The sequence below is a fragment of the Amycolatopsis sp. DSM 110486 genome (genome assembly GCF_019468465.1).
Lineage (GTDB): Bacteria > Actinomycetota > Actinomycetes > Mycobacteriales > Pseudonocardiaceae > Amycolatopsis.
This window is the reverse complement of record NZ_CP080519.1, coordinates 3,513,976-3,532,150: the sequence shown is the minus strand read 5'-3', so window position 1 is coordinate 3,532,150 and position 18,175 is coordinate 3,513,976. Positions and strand designations below refer to the sequence as shown.

At 69.6% G+C, this 18,175-nt stretch carries 15 protein-coding genes; 4 read left to right on the top strand and 11 right to left on the bottom strand.

The annotated features are described in order from the left end of the window. Positions 1 to 129: 129 nt before the first annotated feature. From clpB to K1T34_RS17070, 4 genes are all read right to left on the bottom strand, one after another. Positions 130 to 2,724, bottom strand: a complete 2,595-nt coding sequence (gene clpB, locus K1T34_RS17085; protein WP_220245244.1) for an ATP-dependent chaperone ClpB — start codon at positions 2,722 to 2,724, stop codon at positions 130 to 132. Positions 2,725 to 2,818: 94 nt separating this feature from the next. Beyond that, positions 2,819 to 4,006 (bottom strand): MFS transporter, encoded by a 1,188-nt coding sequence (locus tag K1T34_RS17080; RefSeq protein WP_220245243.1) that lies wholly within the window; start codon positions 4,004 to 4,006, stop codon positions 2,819 to 2,821. 279 nt (positions 4,007 to 4,285) lie between these two features. Further along, on the bottom strand, positions 4,286 to 6,376 hold the full coding sequence (locus K1T34_RS17075) for an MFS transporter (RefSeq protein WP_220247250.1): 2,091 nt from the start codon (positions 6,374 to 6,376) through the stop codon (positions 4,286 to 4,288). A 36-nt stretch (positions 6,377 to 6,412) separates the two neighbouring features. Next, complete coding sequence (locus K1T34_RS17070; RefSeq protein ID WP_220245242.1) at positions 6,413 to 6,898, bottom strand: MarR family winged helix-turn-helix transcriptional regulator; 486 nt, start codon at positions 6,896 to 6,898, stop codon at positions 6,413 to 6,415. A 374-nt stretch (positions 6,899 to 7,272) separates the two neighbouring features. On the opposite strand from K1T34_RS17070, the gene K1T34_RS17065 reads away from it, so the two are divergent. From K1T34_RS17065 to K1T34_RS17055, 3 genes are all read left to right on the top strand, one after another. Continuing rightward, positions 7,273 to 8,448 carry a globin domain-containing protein gene (locus K1T34_RS17065; protein WP_220245241.1) on the top strand — a complete coding sequence of 392 codons (1,176 nt, stop codon included), beginning with the start codon at positions 7,273 to 7,275 and terminating at the stop codon, positions 8,446 to 8,448. Between the two features lie 252 nt (positions 8,449 to 8,700). Then, positions 8,701 to 9,873 carry a globin domain-containing protein gene (locus K1T34_RS17060; RefSeq protein ID WP_220245240.1) on the top strand — a complete coding sequence of 391 codons (1,173 nt, stop codon included), beginning with the start codon at positions 8,701 to 8,703 and terminating at the stop codon, positions 9,871 to 9,873. Between the two features lie 11 nt (positions 9,874 to 9,884). Beyond that, on the top strand, positions 9,885 to 10,592 hold the full coding sequence (locus K1T34_RS17055) for a dienelactone hydrolase family protein (RefSeq protein WP_220245239.1): 708 nt from the start codon (positions 9,885 to 9,887) through the stop codon (positions 10,590 to 10,592). A gap of 299 nt (positions 10,593 to 10,891) precedes the next feature. Here K1T34_RS17055 and K1T34_RS17050 read toward each other — a convergent pair whose 3' ends face one another. From K1T34_RS17050 to K1T34_RS17020, 7 genes are all read right to left on the bottom strand, one after another. Next, on the bottom strand, positions 10,892 to 11,326 hold the full coding sequence (locus tag K1T34_RS17050; protein ID WP_220245238.1) for a heat shock protein transcriptional repressor HspR: 435 nt from the start codon (positions 11,324 to 11,326) through the stop codon (positions 10,892 to 10,894). A gap of 5 nt (positions 11,327 to 11,331) precedes the next feature. Then, positions 11,332 to 12,507 carry a molecular chaperone DnaJ gene (gene dnaJ / locus K1T34_RS17045; protein ID WP_220245237.1) on the bottom strand — a complete coding sequence of 392 codons (1,176 nt, stop codon included), beginning with the start codon at positions 12,505 to 12,507 and terminating at the stop codon, positions 11,332 to 11,334. Between the two features lie 33 nt (positions 12,508 to 12,540). Beyond that, positions 12,541 to 13,236, bottom strand: coding sequence for a nucleotide exchange factor GrpE (gene grpE / locus K1T34_RS17040; protein ID WP_220245236.1), 696 nt, complete (start codon positions 13,234 to 13,236; stop codon positions 12,541 to 12,543). Continuing rightward, the gene (gene dnaK / locus K1T34_RS17035) at positions 13,233 to 15,095 is read right to left on the bottom strand and encodes a molecular chaperone DnaK (protein ID WP_220245235.1); all 1,863 of its coding nucleotides are present in this window, start codon (positions 15,093 to 15,095) and stop codon (positions 13,233 to 13,235) included. The genes grpE and dnaK overlap by 4 nt, the downstream gene beginning before the upstream one ends. 185 nt (positions 15,096 to 15,280) lie before the next feature. Continuing rightward, positions 15,281 to 16,285, bottom strand: a complete 1,005-nt coding sequence (locus K1T34_RS17030) for an alpha/beta fold hydrolase (RefSeq protein ID WP_220245234.1) — start codon at positions 16,283 to 16,285, stop codon at positions 15,281 to 15,283. Continuing rightward, positions 16,282 to 16,524: a hypothetical protein gene (locus K1T34_RS17025; protein ID WP_220245233.1), complete on the bottom strand. Its 243-nt coding sequence runs from the start codon at positions 16,522 to 16,524 to the stop codon at positions 16,282 to 16,284. The genes K1T34_RS17030 and K1T34_RS17025 overlap by 4 nt, the downstream gene beginning before the upstream one ends. A gap of 21 nt (positions 16,525 to 16,545) precedes the next feature. Then, positions 16,546 to 17,319, bottom strand: coding sequence for a DUF4097 family beta strand repeat-containing protein (locus K1T34_RS17020; RefSeq protein ID WP_220245232.1), 774 nt, complete (start codon positions 17,317 to 17,319; stop codon positions 16,546 to 16,548). A gap of 172 nt (positions 17,320 to 17,491) precedes the next feature. On the opposite strand from K1T34_RS17020, the gene K1T34_RS17015 reads away from it, so the two are divergent. Continuing rightward, complete coding sequence (locus K1T34_RS17015; RefSeq protein ID WP_220245231.1) at positions 17,492 to 18,031, top strand: YbhB/YbcL family Raf kinase inhibitor-like protein; 540 nt, start codon at positions 17,492 to 17,494, stop codon at positions 18,029 to 18,031. Positions 18,032 to 18,175 lie beyond the last annotated feature (144 nt).

Below are 18,175 nucleotides of genomic sequence, written 5' to 3'. Positions count from 1 at the left end.
CGCGGCATTACCGGTCCACTCGCTCCCCCAGGCGAAACGAACCTCCCCGGCGCAACCCAACCGAACCACCCCACAAACGCAGAACAGCCCTCCCACCGAAGTGGAAGGGCCGTTCAGAACCAGCAGCCGTCAGACGCGCTCAACCGTCAGCGTGTCTGCGGCCTCCAGCTGCGGGATGTCCACCCGCACAGTGTCACCATCGCGGATATCCCCCGACAGCAGCTTCTTGGCCAGCTGGTCACCAATCGCGGACTGCACCAGCCGACGCAACGGCCGGGCCCCATAGATCGGGTCAAAGCCGTTCAAAGCCAGCCATTCGCGCGCCCCATCGGTGACCTCCAGGTGCAGCCGCCGCTGGGCCAGACGAGCCGCGAGCCGTGCGACCTGGATGTCCACAATGGACGTCAGCTGTTCCGTGCCGAGGGCGTGGAACACCACGATGTCGTCCAGCCGGTTCAGGAACTCCGGCTTGAACTGCCGCTGCACGCTCTCCAGCACCGCGTCGCGACGCTGGTTCTCGTCCAGCGACGGGTCGGCGATGGCCTGGGAGCCGAGGTTCGACGTCAGGATGAGGATGGTGTTGCGGAAGTCCACCGTCCGGCCCTGGCCGTCGGTGAGCCTGCCGTCGTCGAGGACCTGCAGGAGCACGTCGAACACGTCGGGGTGCGCCTTCTCGACCTCGTCCAGCAGCACGACCGTGTAGGGGCGGCGCCGGACGGCCTCGGTGAGCTGGCCGCCCTGGTCGTAGCCGACGTAGCCCGGCGGGGCACCCACGAGCCGTGCCACCGAGTGCTTCTCGGAGTACTCGCTCATGTCGATGCGCTGCATCGCGCGTTCGTCGTCGAACAGGAACTCGGCCAGGCCCTTCGCCAGCTCCGTCTTGCCGACGCCGGTCGGCCCGAGGAACAGGAACGAACCCGTCGGACGGTCGGGGTCGGCGACACCGGCCCGCGCCCGCCGCACGGCGTCGGACACGACCTGCACTGCCTGCTCCTGCCCGATCACGCGGCGGCCGAGCTCCTCCTCCATGCGGAGCAGCTTGCCCGTCTCGCCCTCGAGCAACCGGCCGGCGGGGATGCCGGTCCACGCGCTGACCACGTCGGCGACGTCGTCCGCGCCGACCTCTTCCTTCAGCATCACGTTCTGCTGGCTGACCTCCGACGCGGCCGTGGCCGCCTCGAACTCCTTCTCCAGCGCCGGGATCCGGCCGTAGCGCAGCTCGGCGGCCTTGCCCAGGTCACCGTCGCGCTCGGCGCGCTCCGACTCGCCGCGCAGCTGCTCCAGCTGCTCCTTGAGCTCGCGGACGCGCTCGATCGAACCCTTCTCGTTCTGCCAGCGCGCGGTCAACGCGGTCAGCGTCTCCCGCTTCTCCGCCAGCTCGGCACGCAACGCGGACAACCGTTCGAGAGAGGCGGCATCGTCCTCTTTGGACAGCGCCATCTCCTCGATCTCCATGCGCCGCACGGCGCGCTCCACCTCGTCGATCTCGACGGGGCGCGAGTCGATCTCCATGCGCAGCTTGGAGGCAGCCTCGTCGACGAGGTCGATCGCCTTGTCCGGCAGGAACCGCGCGGTGATGTAGCGGTCGGACAGCGTCGCGGCGGCCACCAGCGCGGCGTCCGTGATGCGGACACCGTGGTGCACCTCGTAGCGCTCCTTGAGCCCACGCAGGATCGCGATCGTGTCCTCCGGCGACGGCTCGCCCACCAGCACCTGCTGGAAGCGCCGCTCCAGAGCCGCGTCCTTCTCGATGTGCTGGCGGTACTCGTCGAGCGTGGTCGCGCCGACCATCCGCAGCTCACCGCGCGCGAGCATCGGCTTGATCATGTTGCCCGCGTCCATCGCGCCCTCGCCGGTGGCACCGGCGCCGACGATCGTGTGCAGCTCGTCGATGAAGGTGATGACCTGGCCGGCCGAGTCCGTGATCTCCTTGAGCACGGCCTTCAGCCGCTCCTCGAACTCGCCGCGGTACTTTGCGCCGGCCACCATCGACCCGAGGTCCAGGGCAACCACGCGCTTGCCCCGCAACGATTCGGGCACGTCACCGGCGACGATCCGCTGGGCCAGGCCCTCGACGATCGCCGTCTTGCCGACGCCCGGCTCACCGATCAGCACCGGGTTGTTCTTGGTCCGCCGCGAAAGCACCTGCACGACACGGCGGATCTCCGTGTCGCGCCCGATGACCGGGTCGAGCTCACCCGCGCGGGCCCGATCGGTCAGGTCGACGCCGTACTTCTCCAGCGCCTTGAACGTGCTCTCCGGGTCGGGGCTCGTGATGCGCGCGGAGCCGCGCACCTTCGCGAACGCCTCACGCAACGCCTCGGGCGTCGCGCCGTGACGCTTGAGCAGGTCGGCCACCTGGCCACCCTCGGTGGCGAGGCCGACGAGCAGGTGCTCGGTCGACACGTACTCGTCGCCGAGTTCGGTGGCGAGCTTCTGCGCCTGCGTCAGCGACTTCACGCCGTTCGTGTCGAACTGCGGGCTCGATACGGTGGCGCCCGTCGCGGACGGCAGCGCGTGGACGATCGGGTCGAGCTCCTTGTGCACCACCTCCGGGTCGGCCCCGACCGCGGTCAGCAGTGGTGCGGTCAGTCCCTCACCCTGCGCCAGCAGGGCGCCCAGCAGGTGGGCGGCCGAAACGTGCGGGTTGCCGGCCATCGTGGCCGCCTGTGCCGCCGACGAGATCGCCTGCTGGGTCTTCGTGGTCGGGTTGAAAGCGTCCATCCCTCACCTCATGCGCTCTGTGAAAAGTCCAGGTGACAGCCCTGACCAAGGACCATCGACTTGTACAACGTCAGAAAACTTGAGTCTGTTCCGCTCAACTCTGAACCGGCGTCACCGCGTCCGCCGGAAGCCTCGGTCCCAGCCTGCCCAGGCCCGCGACGGCGAGGCAAGCGCAAGTGCCGACCAGCACCCAAGGTAACCACGCCGACACGGAGAACAGTGCCACCACCGCCGGCGCCAGCACCTGCGCGACGGTGAACGCGTACTGGAACGCTGCCAGGTACCGGCCCTTCGCTTCCGGCGGGGCCGCGGCCTCGGCGAGCGCGCCCGAGCGCGGCCCGAAGACCAGGTCGCCCGCGGCGTAGACGAGCGTCGCGGCCAGCAAGTACACCACCTGCCAGCTGCGCGGCACGACCAGCACGCCAAGGCTGACCACGCACCACGCGGCGAATAGTGCCGAGCCGCCGCGCATCGCCGCGACGCGGTTGAGCCGGCGCGTGAGCCGCAGCGCGACGGTGCCGCCGACGCTGGTGACCACCGTGAGCAGGAACAGGATCGCGCCCGGCAGCCAGCGCGGGCCGTGGAGCAGGTCGAGCACGAACACCGGCGTGCCGATCAGGAAGAAGTCCAGCGACAGCCCGAACATTCCGCTGAACAGGATCAACGCCAGGTACGGCCGGTTGCGCAGCACTCCGCTGCGCGTCTTCGGGTACGACGTGCTTCGCCGCTGCGGCCGCACAACCCCCGCGATGAGCACGGCGGCCACCACGAACGTCACGACGTCCACCGCCAGCGCCACGCTGTACCCGCCGTCGCCGATCCACATCAGGATTCCCGACGACGTCAGCGCGCCGAGCCCGAAACCGCCCGCCCGCACCATGCCGACCTCGGCGAACGGCCGGTCCTTCGGCACGTCACCGGCGACGTCGGCGATCAGCGCGTAGAGCGAGCTGTAGAAGAGCTGCTGTCCGGCGGCCAGCAGGACCGCCGCCACGACGACCGCGGTGACGCCGTCGGCGATCAGGTACGCCGCCGCCCCCGCCGCCTGCAGCAGCTGCGCGCCGACGATCACCGCGCGTGGCCCCGTGCGGTCCACGAGCCGGCCCGCGAGCGGCGGCACGACGAGTCCCGCCACCGTCCCGAGCGTCACGGCCGTGCCCGCCAACGCGAGCGGGACGCCGACCACGCGCGTCACGTAGACCAGCGCCAGTGGCAGGAACAGGCCAGAGCCGAAGTTGTCGATCCCCAGCGCGCACAACAACGCGACCCGGCTCCGCGTCACGTCCTGGACGCTACCGCCGGGGCAGGACCCGAGGTCAGGGCCGGAAGGAGACTTCGCGAGCCGCCGAATGCCACTGGCGGTAGAGCGGGCTTACCCGGAAGCGGCGGACGGCGTCCGTCCGGTTGACCGGGGAGGGGTCCCGGCGTGGTCGAACTAGCTTGCCGGGCATGGGAACTGCACGCAGACCACGCCCGACGCCTGAGCCACTCCCGCCTGCAAACGCTTGGGCCCCGGTGTAGGGGGCCGGGGCTCAAGCGTTTCTCCCAGCGGAGCCGAGAGTCAGCCGAGGTTCAACGTGCCACTGTGACGCGCGAACTCCGGCTCGGTCTCCAGCACCACGTCGTGGTGGGCCGGGGTGCCGAGGTTCACCGCGAGCGGCTCGGCGTGTGGCGCGTGGCCGTACGCGGTGACCGTCAGCGTGTACGCGCCCGCCGGCACGCCGTCGAGGTCGTACGCGCCGGCGCTGCCGCTCAGGCCGGAGCCGACGACCGTGCCGGTGCTGTCGGTGAGCGTCAGGGCCGCGCCGGAGACCGCGGCGTGGCGCCCGGCCGTGCGGACGCGGCCGGTCACGCCGCCCGTGCCGCCGAGGAGCAGGTCGTGCCACGCCGGTGTGCCGGTGAGGCGCACCGTGGACACGGCCGGCGGGAGCGAGCCGGCCGTCGCGAGCAGCACGTACTCGCCGGTCGAGCCCGCCGCCAGGGCGAACTCGCCGTTGCGGGCGCTGCGGCCGACGTCGACCTGGCGGCCCGACGCGTCCGTGAGCGTGAGCACGACACCCGAGACGGGGCGGCCGTCGGCGTCGAGGACGCGGCCGCGCAGGGCCGTCGTCACGTCGGCCTGGGCCGAGGCCGAGGGCGCCACGACCGGAGTGGTGTCGGCGTCGAGAGTCCGGCGCAAGGGGACCTCCTTCATGAAAACCACCGCCAGCAGCGTCCCCACGGCGATGAAGCCGGCGAACAGGAACACCGTGCCGGTCGCGTCGCCGAACGCCGCGCGGACGATCGGCTGAAGCGCGGCGGGCAGGCCGTCGATGTCGAACGTGCCGCCACCGCCGTGCACCGCGTCGCCGGCCGGGAGGCCGAGGCTGGTCAGCGACGACGTGATGTTCGAAGCGACCTTCGTCGAGAGCACCGCGCCGAGCGCCGAAACGCCGGCGGCGCCGCCGAGCGAGCGGAAGAACGTGACCACCGACGACGAGGAACCCATGTCCTTCATGGCCACGGTGTTCTGCACGACGAGCACCAGGTTCTGCAGGAGGAACCCGAGCCCGATGCCGACCATGGCGAGGTACCCGCCCATCAGCGTCAGGTTCGTCGTGTGATCCACCGTGCTGAGCAGGAAGAGCCCGGCCGGCAGCAAGATCCCGCCGGCAATCATGAACGGCTTCGTGCGGCCCGTGCGCGAGATGACCTGTCCGGCGGTCGTCGACGCGACGGCCAGGCCGAGCACGAGTGGCAGCGTCATCAGGCCCGCGTGCGTCGGCGAGAAGCCGCGCGAGATCTGGTAGTACTGCCCGAGGAAGACCGAACCGCCGAACAGCGCGGTGCCCACGGCCAGCGAGCCGAGCACCGAAAGCGTGAAGGTGCGGTTGCGGAACAGGCGCAGCGGCACCACCGGCTCGGCGGCGCGCGATTCCACGAGCACCGCCAGCGCGAGCGCCACGGCAGCGCCGCCGACGTACGCCACGCTCGTCCACGAAGCCCACGCGAAGGTCGAGCCGGCCAGGGAAACCCAGATCAGCACCAGGGCCACGCCACCGACGAGCAGGGTCGCGCCCAGCCAGTCGATGCGCACCTTGCGCTTGAGCACGGGCAGGTGCAGCGTGCGGCCGAGGACCACGAACGCGATCACGGCGATGGGCACGCAAACCCAGAAGCACCAGCGCCAGCCGAGCGGCGAGTCCACGATCAGGCCGCCGATCAGCGGCCCGGCGGCAGTGGCGACAGCGAAGACCGCGCCCGTGTAGCCCGAGTAGCGGCCGCGTTCGCGCGGGGCGATCATCGCGGCGATCACGACCTGGATCAGGGCCTGGAGGCCACCGAGGCCCACGCCCTGCAGCGCGCGGAACGCGATCAGTTCCGGCATCGACTGCGAGATGCCGCCAAGCGCCGAGCCGATCGTGAAGATCACGATCGCCAGCTGGTACAGCAACTTCTTGCTGAACAGGTCGGACAGCTTGCCCCAGATCGGGGTGGTCGCGGTCGACGTCAGCAACGTCGCGGTGACCACCCACGTGTACTGGCTCTGGGAACCGTGCAGGTCGGCGAGGATGGTCGGCAGCGCGTTGGACACGATCGTCGACGACAGGATTGCCACCAGCAGAGCGAGCAGCAGGCCCGAGAAGGCCTTCATGATCTGCCGGTGGCTCATCTGCTCACCGGCGAGGTTGGTACTCAACTTCGTTCGTCACTTCCCGACTTCCGCCTGGTCCACGGCGCACTCGGGGGGCCCGAGCACGGCGCGAAGACCGTTGTTCAATTCCGCGAGCCGGGTCGTCAGGTCGGCGATCCGCTCTTCGTCCCAACCGCCGAGGGCCTTCTCGAAGAACGCGATGTAGCGAAGCCGCCACTTCTCGACCTCGGCGAGCCCCTTCTCGGAGATGCTGATCAGCGACGCGCGCCCGTCCTCCGGGGCGGGGCGGCGGTCGACCAGGCCCGCGGCCTGCAGCTGCGAAATCTGGCGGCTGACCACCGAGAGGTCCACGAGCTTGCGCTTGGCCAGCTCGGAGGGCCGGGCTTCACCGTGCTTCGCGAGGTCCGACAGCAGCATCCCGGCGGCCGGGTGGAGGCCGGGTTCGGCTTCCCAGGCCTGCATGATCCACAGGTGCTGCAGCTGTGAAGCGGACCGGAGCTCGCGCATCAGTTCGACCCTGACGTCGTCGGCAGAGCTCATGGGCTTTCCTCCCGGGCCGGACACTGTTCGAGCGCCCACTTGGTTGTGCCATACAAGTTTATGACTGATGGTTGCGTAGGGCAACTATCTATCCGGTGACTTGCCCCACGCCCGTCAACCCGCCGGTAACCCGACCGGAGCAACGTTGCTGGCAAAGGGCCGCAGGGCGGCTACTCTGCGGACGAGCCGCGGTCAGGGGACGCAACGACAACGTCCTGAAGACTATTGAGGGGAACGAGGTGGGACAGTGGTGAATTCCCTCGGCACCGACCGCAGAGGCCGGCCCGAGCCGGAGTGGATCCACCGGCCCGCCACTCGCCCGTGATCGCTCCGCCCGAGTCCCCGAACCGCCCCCGACCTGCGAACGACACTCGATGACAGCCGATTCGATCAGCCCGATCCCCCGCTCGGCGGCGCCCCGCGAGACGCCTGCCGCCGTGGCCGCGATGGTGCGGCTGATCCGTGACACCTGGGCGATGTCCGAGCCCTTCATCCCGGAGATCTCGCAGTTCTTCTACGGGATGCTGTTCACGCTCGCCCCGGTCACGCGCGACTTCTTCCCCATCAACATGGAGGTGCAGCGCGGGCGGCTCGTGCGCGCGCTGGTGCACATCGTGCAGATGGTGGACCGGCCCGACGACCTCGTGCCGTTTCTGCGCCAGCTCGGGCGCGACCACCGCAAGTTCGGCGTGATCCCGCGGCACTACGAGGCCGTGGGCACGGCGTTGTTGGCCGCGCTGAAGAACCACCTCGGACCGCAGTGGACCGCGCCGGTGGAGCGGGCGTGGGCCGAGGCGTTCACGATCGTCGCGCGCGCGATGCAGGAGGCCGCGGCCGCCGATGTGAACCCGGCGTCGTGGCACGCGACCGTGGTCGAGCACCGGCGGTTGACGTGGGACCTGGCGCTGGTGCGGCTGCTGCCCGAGCAGCCCGTGCCGTACCTGCCGGGGCAGTACATGAGCGTGGAGGTGCCGCAACGTCCGCGGCTGTGGCGCTACCTCTCGCCGGCCAACGCGCCGCGTGAGGACGGCGGCATCGAGTTCCACGTGCGCGCCGTCGACGGTGGCTGGGTCTCGCGCGCGATCGTGAGCCACACGCAGCCCGGGGACGTCTGGCGGCTCGGCCCGCCGCTGGGGCGCATGGCTGTGGACCGCGAACGGTCCCGCGGCGTCGTGATGGTCGCGGGCGGAACCGGTGTCGCGCCGCTGCGCTCGATCCTCGACCACCTGGCGATGTGGGGCGAGAACCCCAAGACGCGGCTGTTCTACGGCGGGCCGGCGCGAGAGGACCTCTACGACCTCGAGGAGCTGCGCGCACTGTCGTCCACGAACCCGTGGCTGACCGTGGTTCCGGTCGTCGAACGCGGCGACCACCTGCCCGGTTGCGAGCAGGGGACCTTGGCGGAAGCGGTTACGCGGTACGGAGCTTGGCCCGACCACGACATCCTCGTGTCGGGTTCTCCCTCGATGATTCGCGCGACGGTTTCCCGCATGTTGGTCGCCGGCAGCGTGCTGGGCCAGATCCAATACGACCCGTTCACCATCGACTGATCCGCGGTGGGCGGCTATCGGCCCACGAAAAGCGTTCTCTGCCAAGGGAAACCGCGGAAGATCATTTTCACAGAGCGCCAGACAGGGTTTACCAGCAGTGTCGATAATTGCTCCGTTCGAGCGGGAACGGCGTTAACTACACCCGTTTTTCTCCAGTGGCGCCTACAGTCGGGATTCCTCGGGGGCGGCACGCGTACGCAAAGCCGCGTGAAGACTGAAACTGCTTGGCATGACTGGAGAAAACCGTTCCCGATGAGTGCTGAATCCGTGAAGATCGACCTTGCTCGCGCCGCGGTGCGCAGACCGCTGCCCGGTTCCGAGACGGCGCGGGTGATCCGCGAGAGTTTCGCACTGGTGGAGCCGAAAGCCGAGGAGCTGGCGCAGTACTTCTACGGGGCGCTGTTCGTGATCGCACCGGATGCCCGTGATCTGTTCCCGGTGACGATGACCACACAGCGGAGCAGATTGTTGCGGGCGCTCGTGTACGTGGTGCAGATGGTGGACAGACCTGACGAACTCACCACGTTCCTCGGTCAACTGGGCCGCGACCACCGGAAGTTCGACGTGGTGACGCGTCACTACGACGCCGTCGGAACCGCGTTGATCAGCGCGATGAAACGATTTCTCGGCAAATCGTGGACGCCCGAGGTGGAAACGGCGTGGACGTCGGCGTACCAGTTGATCTCCGAGACGATGCGCAAAGCCGCGGCGCAGGAGACGGGGCCCGCGTCGTGGAGCGGAACGGTGCTGGAGCACCGGAAACTCTCGGCTGACGTCGCCCTGGTGCGGGTGCGTACGGAGCAGCTGCTGCCGTATCGCTCCGGCGGCTACGTGAGCGTCGAGGTGCCGCAGCGGCCGCGGCTGTGGCGGTACCTGTCCATGGCGACGGCGCCGCGCGACGACGGCCTGCTCACCTTCCACGTGCGCGCGGTCGCCGGCGGGTGGGTCTCGCGGGCGATCGTGAACCACACGCACGCCGGCGACGTCTGGCGGTTGGGACCTTCGCTGGGTGCGCTGTCCGTCGTGCCGACCGCCGAACAGCGGCCGCTGCTGATGATCGCGGGCGGCACCGGCGTCGCGCCGCTGATGGCGATCCTCGACGACTTGTCCCGCTGGAAGCGCAACCCGCCCGTCCACCTGTTCTTCGGCGGCCGCAAGCCGGGTGAGCTGTACGCGCTCGACGAGCTGCGCCGCCTGGCCGTCACGTCGCCGTGGCTCACCGTCACCCCCGTCACCGAACAGGGCGCCGTCCCCGGCGGCGACCGAGGAACGCTGGCCACGGCGGTGACGCAGCGTGGCGCCTGGAAGGACCGCGAGGTGCTGGTGGCGGGCTCGCCGGACATGATCCGCGGCACGATCGCGAAACTGCTGGCCGCAGGAGTGGACCTCGAGCGAATCCGGTATGACCCGTTCACTTTGGACTAATGTGCTGGTCCATGGAGATCACGATCCCCACCCCGGCCGGCGACATCGACGGCTACCTGGCAACGCCGGCCGGCCCCGGCCCCTTCCCGGCCGTCGTGATCATCCACGACGCCATCGGCCTGACCAAGGACGCGCGCAACATCACCGACCGCTTCGCCGCGGCGGGGTACCTGGCGCTCAGTCCGAACCTGTATTCGCGCGGCGGCATGTTCCGCTGCGTGCGGCAGGTCTTCAAGGACATGTTCGCGCGTAACGGCCGCGCCTTCGACGACATCGAGGCAGCGCGCGTGCTGGTGTCTTCGCGGGAGGACTGCTCCGGAAAGGTCGGCATCGCCGGCTATTGCCTGGGCGGCGGCTTCGCGCTGGTGGCGGCTTCGCGGTCGTTCGACGTTTCGGCGCCGTACTACGGCCAGCTGCCGAAGGATTTGTCCGTTTTGGACGATGCTTGCCCGGTGGTGGCGAGCTTCGGCCGCCGAGACCCCTCGCTGCGTGGTGCCGCCGCGAAGCTCTCCACGGCCCTGACGGAACGCAACGTGCCGCACGACGTGAAGGAATACCCCGACGCGGGGCACAGCTTCGCGAACAAGATGGGCCCGGCGCCCGTGGCGGCCTTCGCGAAGGTGGTGGGGTTCGGGTACCACGAACCCTCGGACCGCGACGCTTGGCAGCGCGTGATGACGTTCTTCGGGGAGTACCTGAAGCCGCCTTCGGACGCCTGACGCCGCCTGGTTTCGTTGCTGCACAAAAGGTCCCCTCGCGCCCGCGCATTCGGTGCGAACGGACCAGTCGCGCACGTTTGACGAGCGCCACCGGTCCACTCGCGTCCGGACCCCGTGGCGAGGGGACCGCTCGCGCCGCAGACGGCGTGCGAAGGGACCAGCCGCGGACCGGAACGAGAGGACTGCTCCCACCGCGGCCACCCGCACGAAAGGCGACCCGCACGAAAGGCCACCCGAGCCAGAACGCGAAACAGCCCCTCCACCACCGACCCGGTGACGAAGGGGCTGTCCCAAAAACCTCAGCGGCGCTTCGGCTTCCACACCACCAAAGACGTCTGCTGCCGCATCGGCACCAGGTCCTTCCGGTACGAAGCGTGCACCGCGGCGGCGGCTTGTTCGGCGGCGGCGTACGCGGACGCCAGCTCCTCGGTGAGCTCGTGCACCCGTGCCCGCAGGGCGTCGACCTGGTTTTCCAGCTCGATGATCCGCTTGACGCCCGCCAGGTTGACCCCGTCCTCCTGCGAGAGGCGCTGGACCTCGCGCAGCAGGGCGATGTCGCGCATGGAGTAGCGCCGGCCGCCGCCGGAGGTGCGGCCCGGGGAGACCAGGCCCTGGCGGTCGTAGGAGCGCAGGGTTTGCGCGTGGAGGCCCGAGAGCTGGGCTGCCACGGAGATCACGAACACGGGGGTGTCCTCGTCCGCGCCGTGCGGGAGTCCCGGGATTCCGCCGAACATCACCCTCACCTGCCTTCGAGCATCTCGGTCACCTCAGGCCGCGGGTCGTGGCCCTTCATCGCCTCCGCGTAGGCCTCGAGGGCCTCGCGCGCCTTGTCGTCCAGTTTGGCGGGGACCGACGCCTGCAGGGTCACGAGCAGATCACCCTGCGAACCGTCCCGCTTCTGAATGCCCTTTCCGCGTACGCGCAACACTCGGCCACTCGCGGTACCCGCGGGCACCTTCAGTGACACCTTGCCCTCGAGCGTCGGCACCGTGATCGTGGTGCCCAGCGCGAGCTCGGTGAAGTCGACCGGCACGGTCAGGGTCAGGTCGAGGTCCTTGCGCCCGAACAGCCTGTGCGGTGCCACGTGCACGCGCACGTACAGGTCACCGGCCTGCGCGCCACCACGGCCGGGCTCGCCCTGGCTCGCCAACCGGATCCGCTGGTCGTCGTCGACGCCCGGCGGGATGCGCACGGTCAGCGTGCGGGTGCGGGTGCTGATGCCCTCGCCGCCGCACTCCGGGCACGGGTCGTCGATGATCTGGCCGCGGCCGCGGCAATCGCGGCACGGCTCGGAGAACGCGAACGCACCCTGGCTGCGGCTGACGAGACCCGAACCGCCACACGTCGGGCACTGGCGCGGCGAGGTGCCCGGCTTCGCGCCGTTGCCGCCACACGTCGAGCACGTCGCGGGGCTCGACAGCCGCAGCGGCAGGGTCGCGCCCTTGACCGCCTCGGTGAAGTCGATCCGCACGTCGGTCTCGACGTCGGCGCCGCGCTGCGGCCGGTTGGCCGACGCGGCCCCGCCGGCCCGGCCCTGACGGCCGAAGATGCCGCCCAGGATGTCGCCGAGCCCGCCGAAACCGCCCTGCTGGGCAGCGCCGGCCTGGCCGAAGATGTCGCCCATGTCGAAGCCGCCCGTACCGCCGGCGCCGCCCGGGAACCCGCCGAAACCACCGGAGCCGAAGAGGCGCTGGGCCTCGTCGTACTCCTTGCGCTTGGCCGCGTCGGACAGCACGCCGTACGCCTCGGACACGGCCTTGAACTTGTTCTCGGCCGTGGTGTTGCCCGCGTTGGCGTCCGGGTGATTCTCCTTGGCCAGCTTGCGATACGCCTTCTTGATCTCGTCCGCAGTGGCGTCGGAGGAGACACCCAGCTCTTTGTAGAAGTCCTTGCCCATCCACTCCCGAGCACTCATCGGGTGCCTCCTCCTTTCGCTACGAAACGGTTGTTACTGCTGGTTCGGCTCATCGATCGACCCGTCCAGCGGCAGCTCGCCGCCGACGGGCGGGTCGACCGGTGCCGCGGCCGGCTCGTGGTCGGTGACCCCGACCAGCGCCGCCCGCAGGACCCGGTCGCCGAAGCGGTAACCGCGGCGCATGACCACGGTGACCGTCGGACCAGCCACGTCCGGCGAGGTGTTGTGCTGCACGGCCTCGTGCACGCTCGGGTCGAAGGGCTCGCCCTCCGAGCCGAACGACTCGAGACCGGCGCGCTGCAAGCCGCTCACCAGCTTGTCGCCGACCGCCTTGAACGCACCGGTGAGGTCACCGTGCTGCTCCGCCCGCTCGAGGTCGTCGAGCAGCGGGAGCAGCTCGCCGACCACCGAGGCCTTGGCGCCCAGCACCACGGCCTCGCGGTCGCGGTCCACGCGCTTGCGGTAGTTGGCGTACTCCGCCTGCAGGCGCTGCAGGTCGGCCGTGCGCTCGGCCAGCTGCTTCTCGACGTCGGACGCGATCGTGACCGCGTCGTCCACCGAGTCGCCGAGCGAGGGGCCCGCGTGGTGCGCGGGCGCCTCGTCGACCTGAACTTCTTCCGGGGCAGGAGGACGAACCTCACCGGTCTGCGGGTCGACCCGCCGCCGGTCACGCACGACCACCGGTTCCTCGGGGCCCCGGCCCTCGGCTTCGGAGTGTCGTGGGGTCACTTCTTCTCGTCCTCTTCCACGATCTCGGCGTCGACCACGTCATCGGCCTTGTCCTGCGCCCCACCGGCGGAACCGGCGTCGGCACCCGGAGCGGCACCGTCGGCACCGGGGTTGGCACCCTGGTTGGCGTAGAGCGCGGTGCCCAGCTCCTGCGAAGCCGTGTTCAGCTTCTCGATGGACTCGCGGATCTTGGCCGAGTCGGTGCCCTTGAGCGCCTCGTTGGCCTCGTCGATGGCGGTCTTGACCTTGCCCTTGAGGTCCTCGGGCAGCTTGTCCTCGTTGTCCTTGACGAACTTCTCGGTCTGGTAGACGAGAGTCTCCGCCTGGTTGCGGGTCTCCGCTTCCTCGCGGCGCTTCTTGTCTTCCTCGGCGTGGGCCTCGGCGTCCTTGACCATGCGGTCGATGTCGTCCTTCGGCAGCGCGGAGCCACCGGTGATCGTCATCGACTGTTCCTTGTTCGTGCCCAGGTCCTTCGCGGTCACGTGCACGATGCCGTTGGCGTCGATGTCGAAGGTGACCTCGATCTGCGGCACGCCACGCGGGGCCGGCGGGAGACCGGTCAGCTCGAACATGCCGAGCTTCTTGTTGTGCGCCGCGATCTCGCGCTCACCCTGGAACACCTGGATCTGCACCGACGGCTGGTTGTCGTCCGCGGTGGAGAAGATCTCCGAACGCTTGGTCGGGATCGTGGTGTTGCGCTCGATGAGCTTGGTGAACACGCCACCCTTGGTCTCGATGCCCAGCGAAAGCGGGGTCACGTCCAGCAGCAGGACGTCCTTGACCTCACCCTTGAGGACACCGGCCTGCAGCGCGGCACCCACGGCCACGACCTCGTCCGGGTTCACGCCCTTGTTCGGCTCGCGCCCGCCGGTCAGCTCCTTGACCAGGTCCGACACGGCCGGCATGCGGGTGGAACCACCCACGAGCACGACGTGGTCGATGTCGCCGACGGCGATGCCGGCGTCGCGGATCACGTTGTTGAACGGGTTGCGGGTGCGCTCGAGCAGGTCCACGGTGATCTTCTGGAACTCGGCGCGCGAGAGCTGCTCGTCGAGGAACAGCGGGTTCTTGTCGGCGTCGACCGTGATGTAGGGCAGGTTGATGCCGGCGGAGTTGGAGCTCGACAGCTCGATCTTCGCCTTCTCGGCCGCCTCGCGGATGCGCTGCAGGGCCATCTTGTCCTTGGTCAGGTCGATGCCGTTGGAGGCCTTGAACTTGTCGACCAGCCACTTGACGATGCGCTCGTCCCAGTCGTCACCACCGAGGTGGTTGTCACCGGAAGTCGCACGCACCTCGACGACACCCTCGCCGATCTCCAGCAGCGACACGTCGAACGTACCGCCACCGAGGTCGAAGACCAGGATGGTCTGTTCCTTCTCGCCCTTGTCCAGGCCGTACGCCAGCGCGGCGGCGGTCGGCTCGTTGACGATGCGGAGCACGTTCAGGCCGGCGATCTGCCCGGCCTCCTTGGTGGCCTGCCGCTGGGCGTCCTCGAAGTACGCCGGGACGGTGATCACCGCGTCGGTGATCTCCTCGCCCAGGTACGACTCGGCGTCGCGCTTCAGCTTCATCAGCACGCGCGCGCTGATCTCCTGCGGCGTGTAGTTCTTGCCGTCGATCTCGGTGTTCCAGTCGGTACCGATGTGCCGCTTGACGGACCGGATGGTGCGGTCGACGTTCGTGACGGCCTGGTTCTTCGCCGACTGACCGGTGAGCACTTCACCGTTCTTGGCGAACGCGACGATGGACGGGGTGGTCCGGGAGCCTTCCGAGTTGGCGATGACCGTCGGCTCGCCGCCCTCAAGGACGGCTACGACCGAGTTGGTCGTGCCGAGGTCGATGCCGACCGCTCGCGCCATGGTGCTTCCTCCTGTGTTGGCAGCTCTGCTGCTATGTTCGTGACCTGCACGTTTCGGGTCCGCCTTGAGCGGACCCCTGGCAAGTTCTATCGGTCCTTCGTGAGCTTCGTCAAGCCAGACTTGAGTCAGCTGCACTCAACCTTCGTATCAGGCTAACGAAGGGGTAGTGGCTCTTGTTCCCGGGCTCACCGGCAGATCGTGCCGAGAGGGGGTGTGAGGCCGCTCACCAGGTACTTCGTCTCCGCCGCTCGCGCGCACGCGGAGTTCAGCAGGCCGGAGCCGTCGACGTCCGCCGCGAGCCCCCTGGCCCACGCCAGCGGCGTCGCCGGGTCGTGGGCGCCGCCGACGACGAGGATCGGCGGAGTGCCGTGCACCCGATCGGGGTGCGGCGGGTTCCTCGCCGGCAGCGGCCAGCCCGCGCACCCGCTCGCGAAGTTCCACCACCCCGAGTAGCGCCAGCTGTGCGGGGCGACCGTCTTGACCACGGCGGCGGTCGCGCGAAGGTCCGCGATGCCGGTGAACAGCGACGGGAAGTCCTGGCAGCCGATGGCGCGGTACATGCCGTAGCTCGGCGAGAAGAACTGCGCGGCCGAGGTCAGCTGGGCGGCGTCCGCGCTCGCGGCGGCCAGCGCACGGCCGAGCTCGGGCCACTGGTCTCTTACGTAGAGGTAGCCGTAGACGCCAGAGGACAGCTCCTCACCGTCGGCCACGCGACCGAGCCCGCTCGACCAGGCGCCGTGGGCGACCAGGTTGTCGTAGTAGGCCAGCACGTCCTGACCGTGCAGGGCGCATTCCGTCGAGGTGCGGCACCACGACGCGAACCGCACCAGCGAGTCCTCCGTCGCCGCGGCCTCCGCCACGATCGACTGCCGCGGCGGCCGGCCGTGGTCGATCGCGCCGTCCAGCACCATCGCACGCACGCGGTCCGGATGCGCCGCGGCGTACGCGGCCCCGAGCTCGGTGCCGTAGGAGACGCCGAGCCACGAGATCCGCTGCTCGCCCAGCGCGACGCGGATCGCGTCCACGTCTTCGGCCGCGCTGAGCGTGTCGACGTGTCCGAGCAACGGCCCGGTCTTCGCCAGGCAGGTCTCGCCGACGGCCCGGTTGTGCTCGACCAACGCGGTGAATTCCGTTGCGGTGGAAGGAAATCTGCTCAGGAAGAGCAGGACAGCGGCAGCGATCAGCTTCATGCCGGACGAGCCGGGACGACCGGCCGCGCGGCGCGGTGGGACCCCTCGTCCCGCACGATCACCGTCTCCGCCAGCCGCACGTCACCGGCCGGCGCCGTCACCTGGACCACCGCGACGGGCGTGGGTACCGGCGTCGTCGCCTCGGGCTTGGCCGCCAGGCCCAGGCTCGCCGTCACGACGAACGCCCCCACCGCCCCGGCCAGCACGGCCGCCAGGACCCGGTTCTCGATCTTGCGCATGTGAATGTTCCCCCGAAAGTGTCAGGCGGCCTTGACGGTGACGCTGCCGCTGGAGGTGTTGAGGTCGAGCGTGTTCGTCTGGCCGGCGCTGTTCGACGTGGGGATCTGCACGGTTCGGTGCCCGCTGTCGGTGTCCCCGATCACCCTGTACGACCCGTCCGGCACCCGCACGTCGACGCTGCCGGAGTCGGCGTGCACCTTCACGTCGTTGGGCGTGGCCAGGGCCAGCTCGACGCTGCCGCTGTCGGCGGAGACGTCGACCGGGCCGCGCACCCCCTCGGCCTTCACGTGGCCGGAGTCGCTGTGCAGCTGCACCGGCCCGACGTTCTGCAGGTCGATCGAACCGCTGTCGAGCCGCAGGTTCACCAGCCCCGCGACGTCCGCCACGTGCGCGCTCCCGGAGTCGGCGGTGACGTCGACGCTCGCGACGCCTGTGAGATCCACCTCGCCCGAATCCGCCTTGCCCATGACGGGCAGCCCGGCCGGCACGACGACGTCGAAGTCGGCGGTGCAGTTGCGGCCGCAGTCGCCGAGCACGAGCTGGTCGCCCTCCACCCGGAAGGCGTCGCCCGGCTCGCCGCGGAAGTTGTAGTGCAGCTTCTGGTGCACAGAGATCGGGCCGGAACCGGTGCGGATCCGGATGTCGCCGGAGTCCGCGTCGAGCTTCACGCCGCGGATCTGCTGCGAGACCGTCGCGCTGCGCTCCACCGTGCTGCCCAGCCCCCAGCCGAGCGCGATGGCCACTCCCACGCCGATCAGAACTACGCCACCCAGTGCCAGAAGCGGGCGTGCCATGGTGTCCGTCCCCTCAGTACCGCTCATCCGTCTGCCGCAAACGGTAGGAGGGGCACGGGTGCCGCGACATCCGGTAAACCCCCCGAAACATCCCTGAGGTGCCGGGGTCCGGGTCAGGGTCATAGCCTGGAGTCCGACTGGACTTCCAAGATCAACGCGTTCAGGAGGATTGATGCCTCAATCGCCCAATCCCTACGATTTCCTGCCGTCTTTGCCGTCGTTCACGCTGCGCAGCACAGACATCGCCGAGGGCGAGACGCTCACGACGCCGCACCTGTCCGGCATCTTCGGCGCCGGTGGCGAAGACCGGTCGCCGCAGCTGTCGTGGGAGGGCTTCCCCGAGGGCACGCGCAGCTTCGCGGTCACGGTGTACGACCCCGACGCCCCGACCGCGAGCGGCTTCTGGCACTGGGCCGTGTTCAACGTCCCCGCGTCGGTCACCGAGCTGGCCGCCGACGCCGGCGACGCGAACGGCTCCGGCCTGCCCGAGGGCGCTGTCACTCTGAAGGGTGACGGCGGCGTGAAGCAGTTCCTCGGCGCCGCCCCGCCGCCCGGGCACGGCCCGCACCGCTACTACTTCGTGGTGCACGCGCTCGACGTCGACTCCCTGGAGATCGACGGCGACGCCACGCCCGCGTTCCTCGGCTTCAACCTGTTCGGCCACACCCTGGCTCGCGCCACGATCACGGCGGTCTACGAGAACAAGGGCTGAGTTTCGTCGATAGCAGGGCCACCGCGGGTTCGCTCGCGGTGGCCCTGTGGTGTTTTTCCGACAGGTGGAATCACTGCCGTTGACCCGCTCCCTCGCAGGGGAAGACGATCGGAAGCTGCACATCAGCACGTACCTCGTACCGCA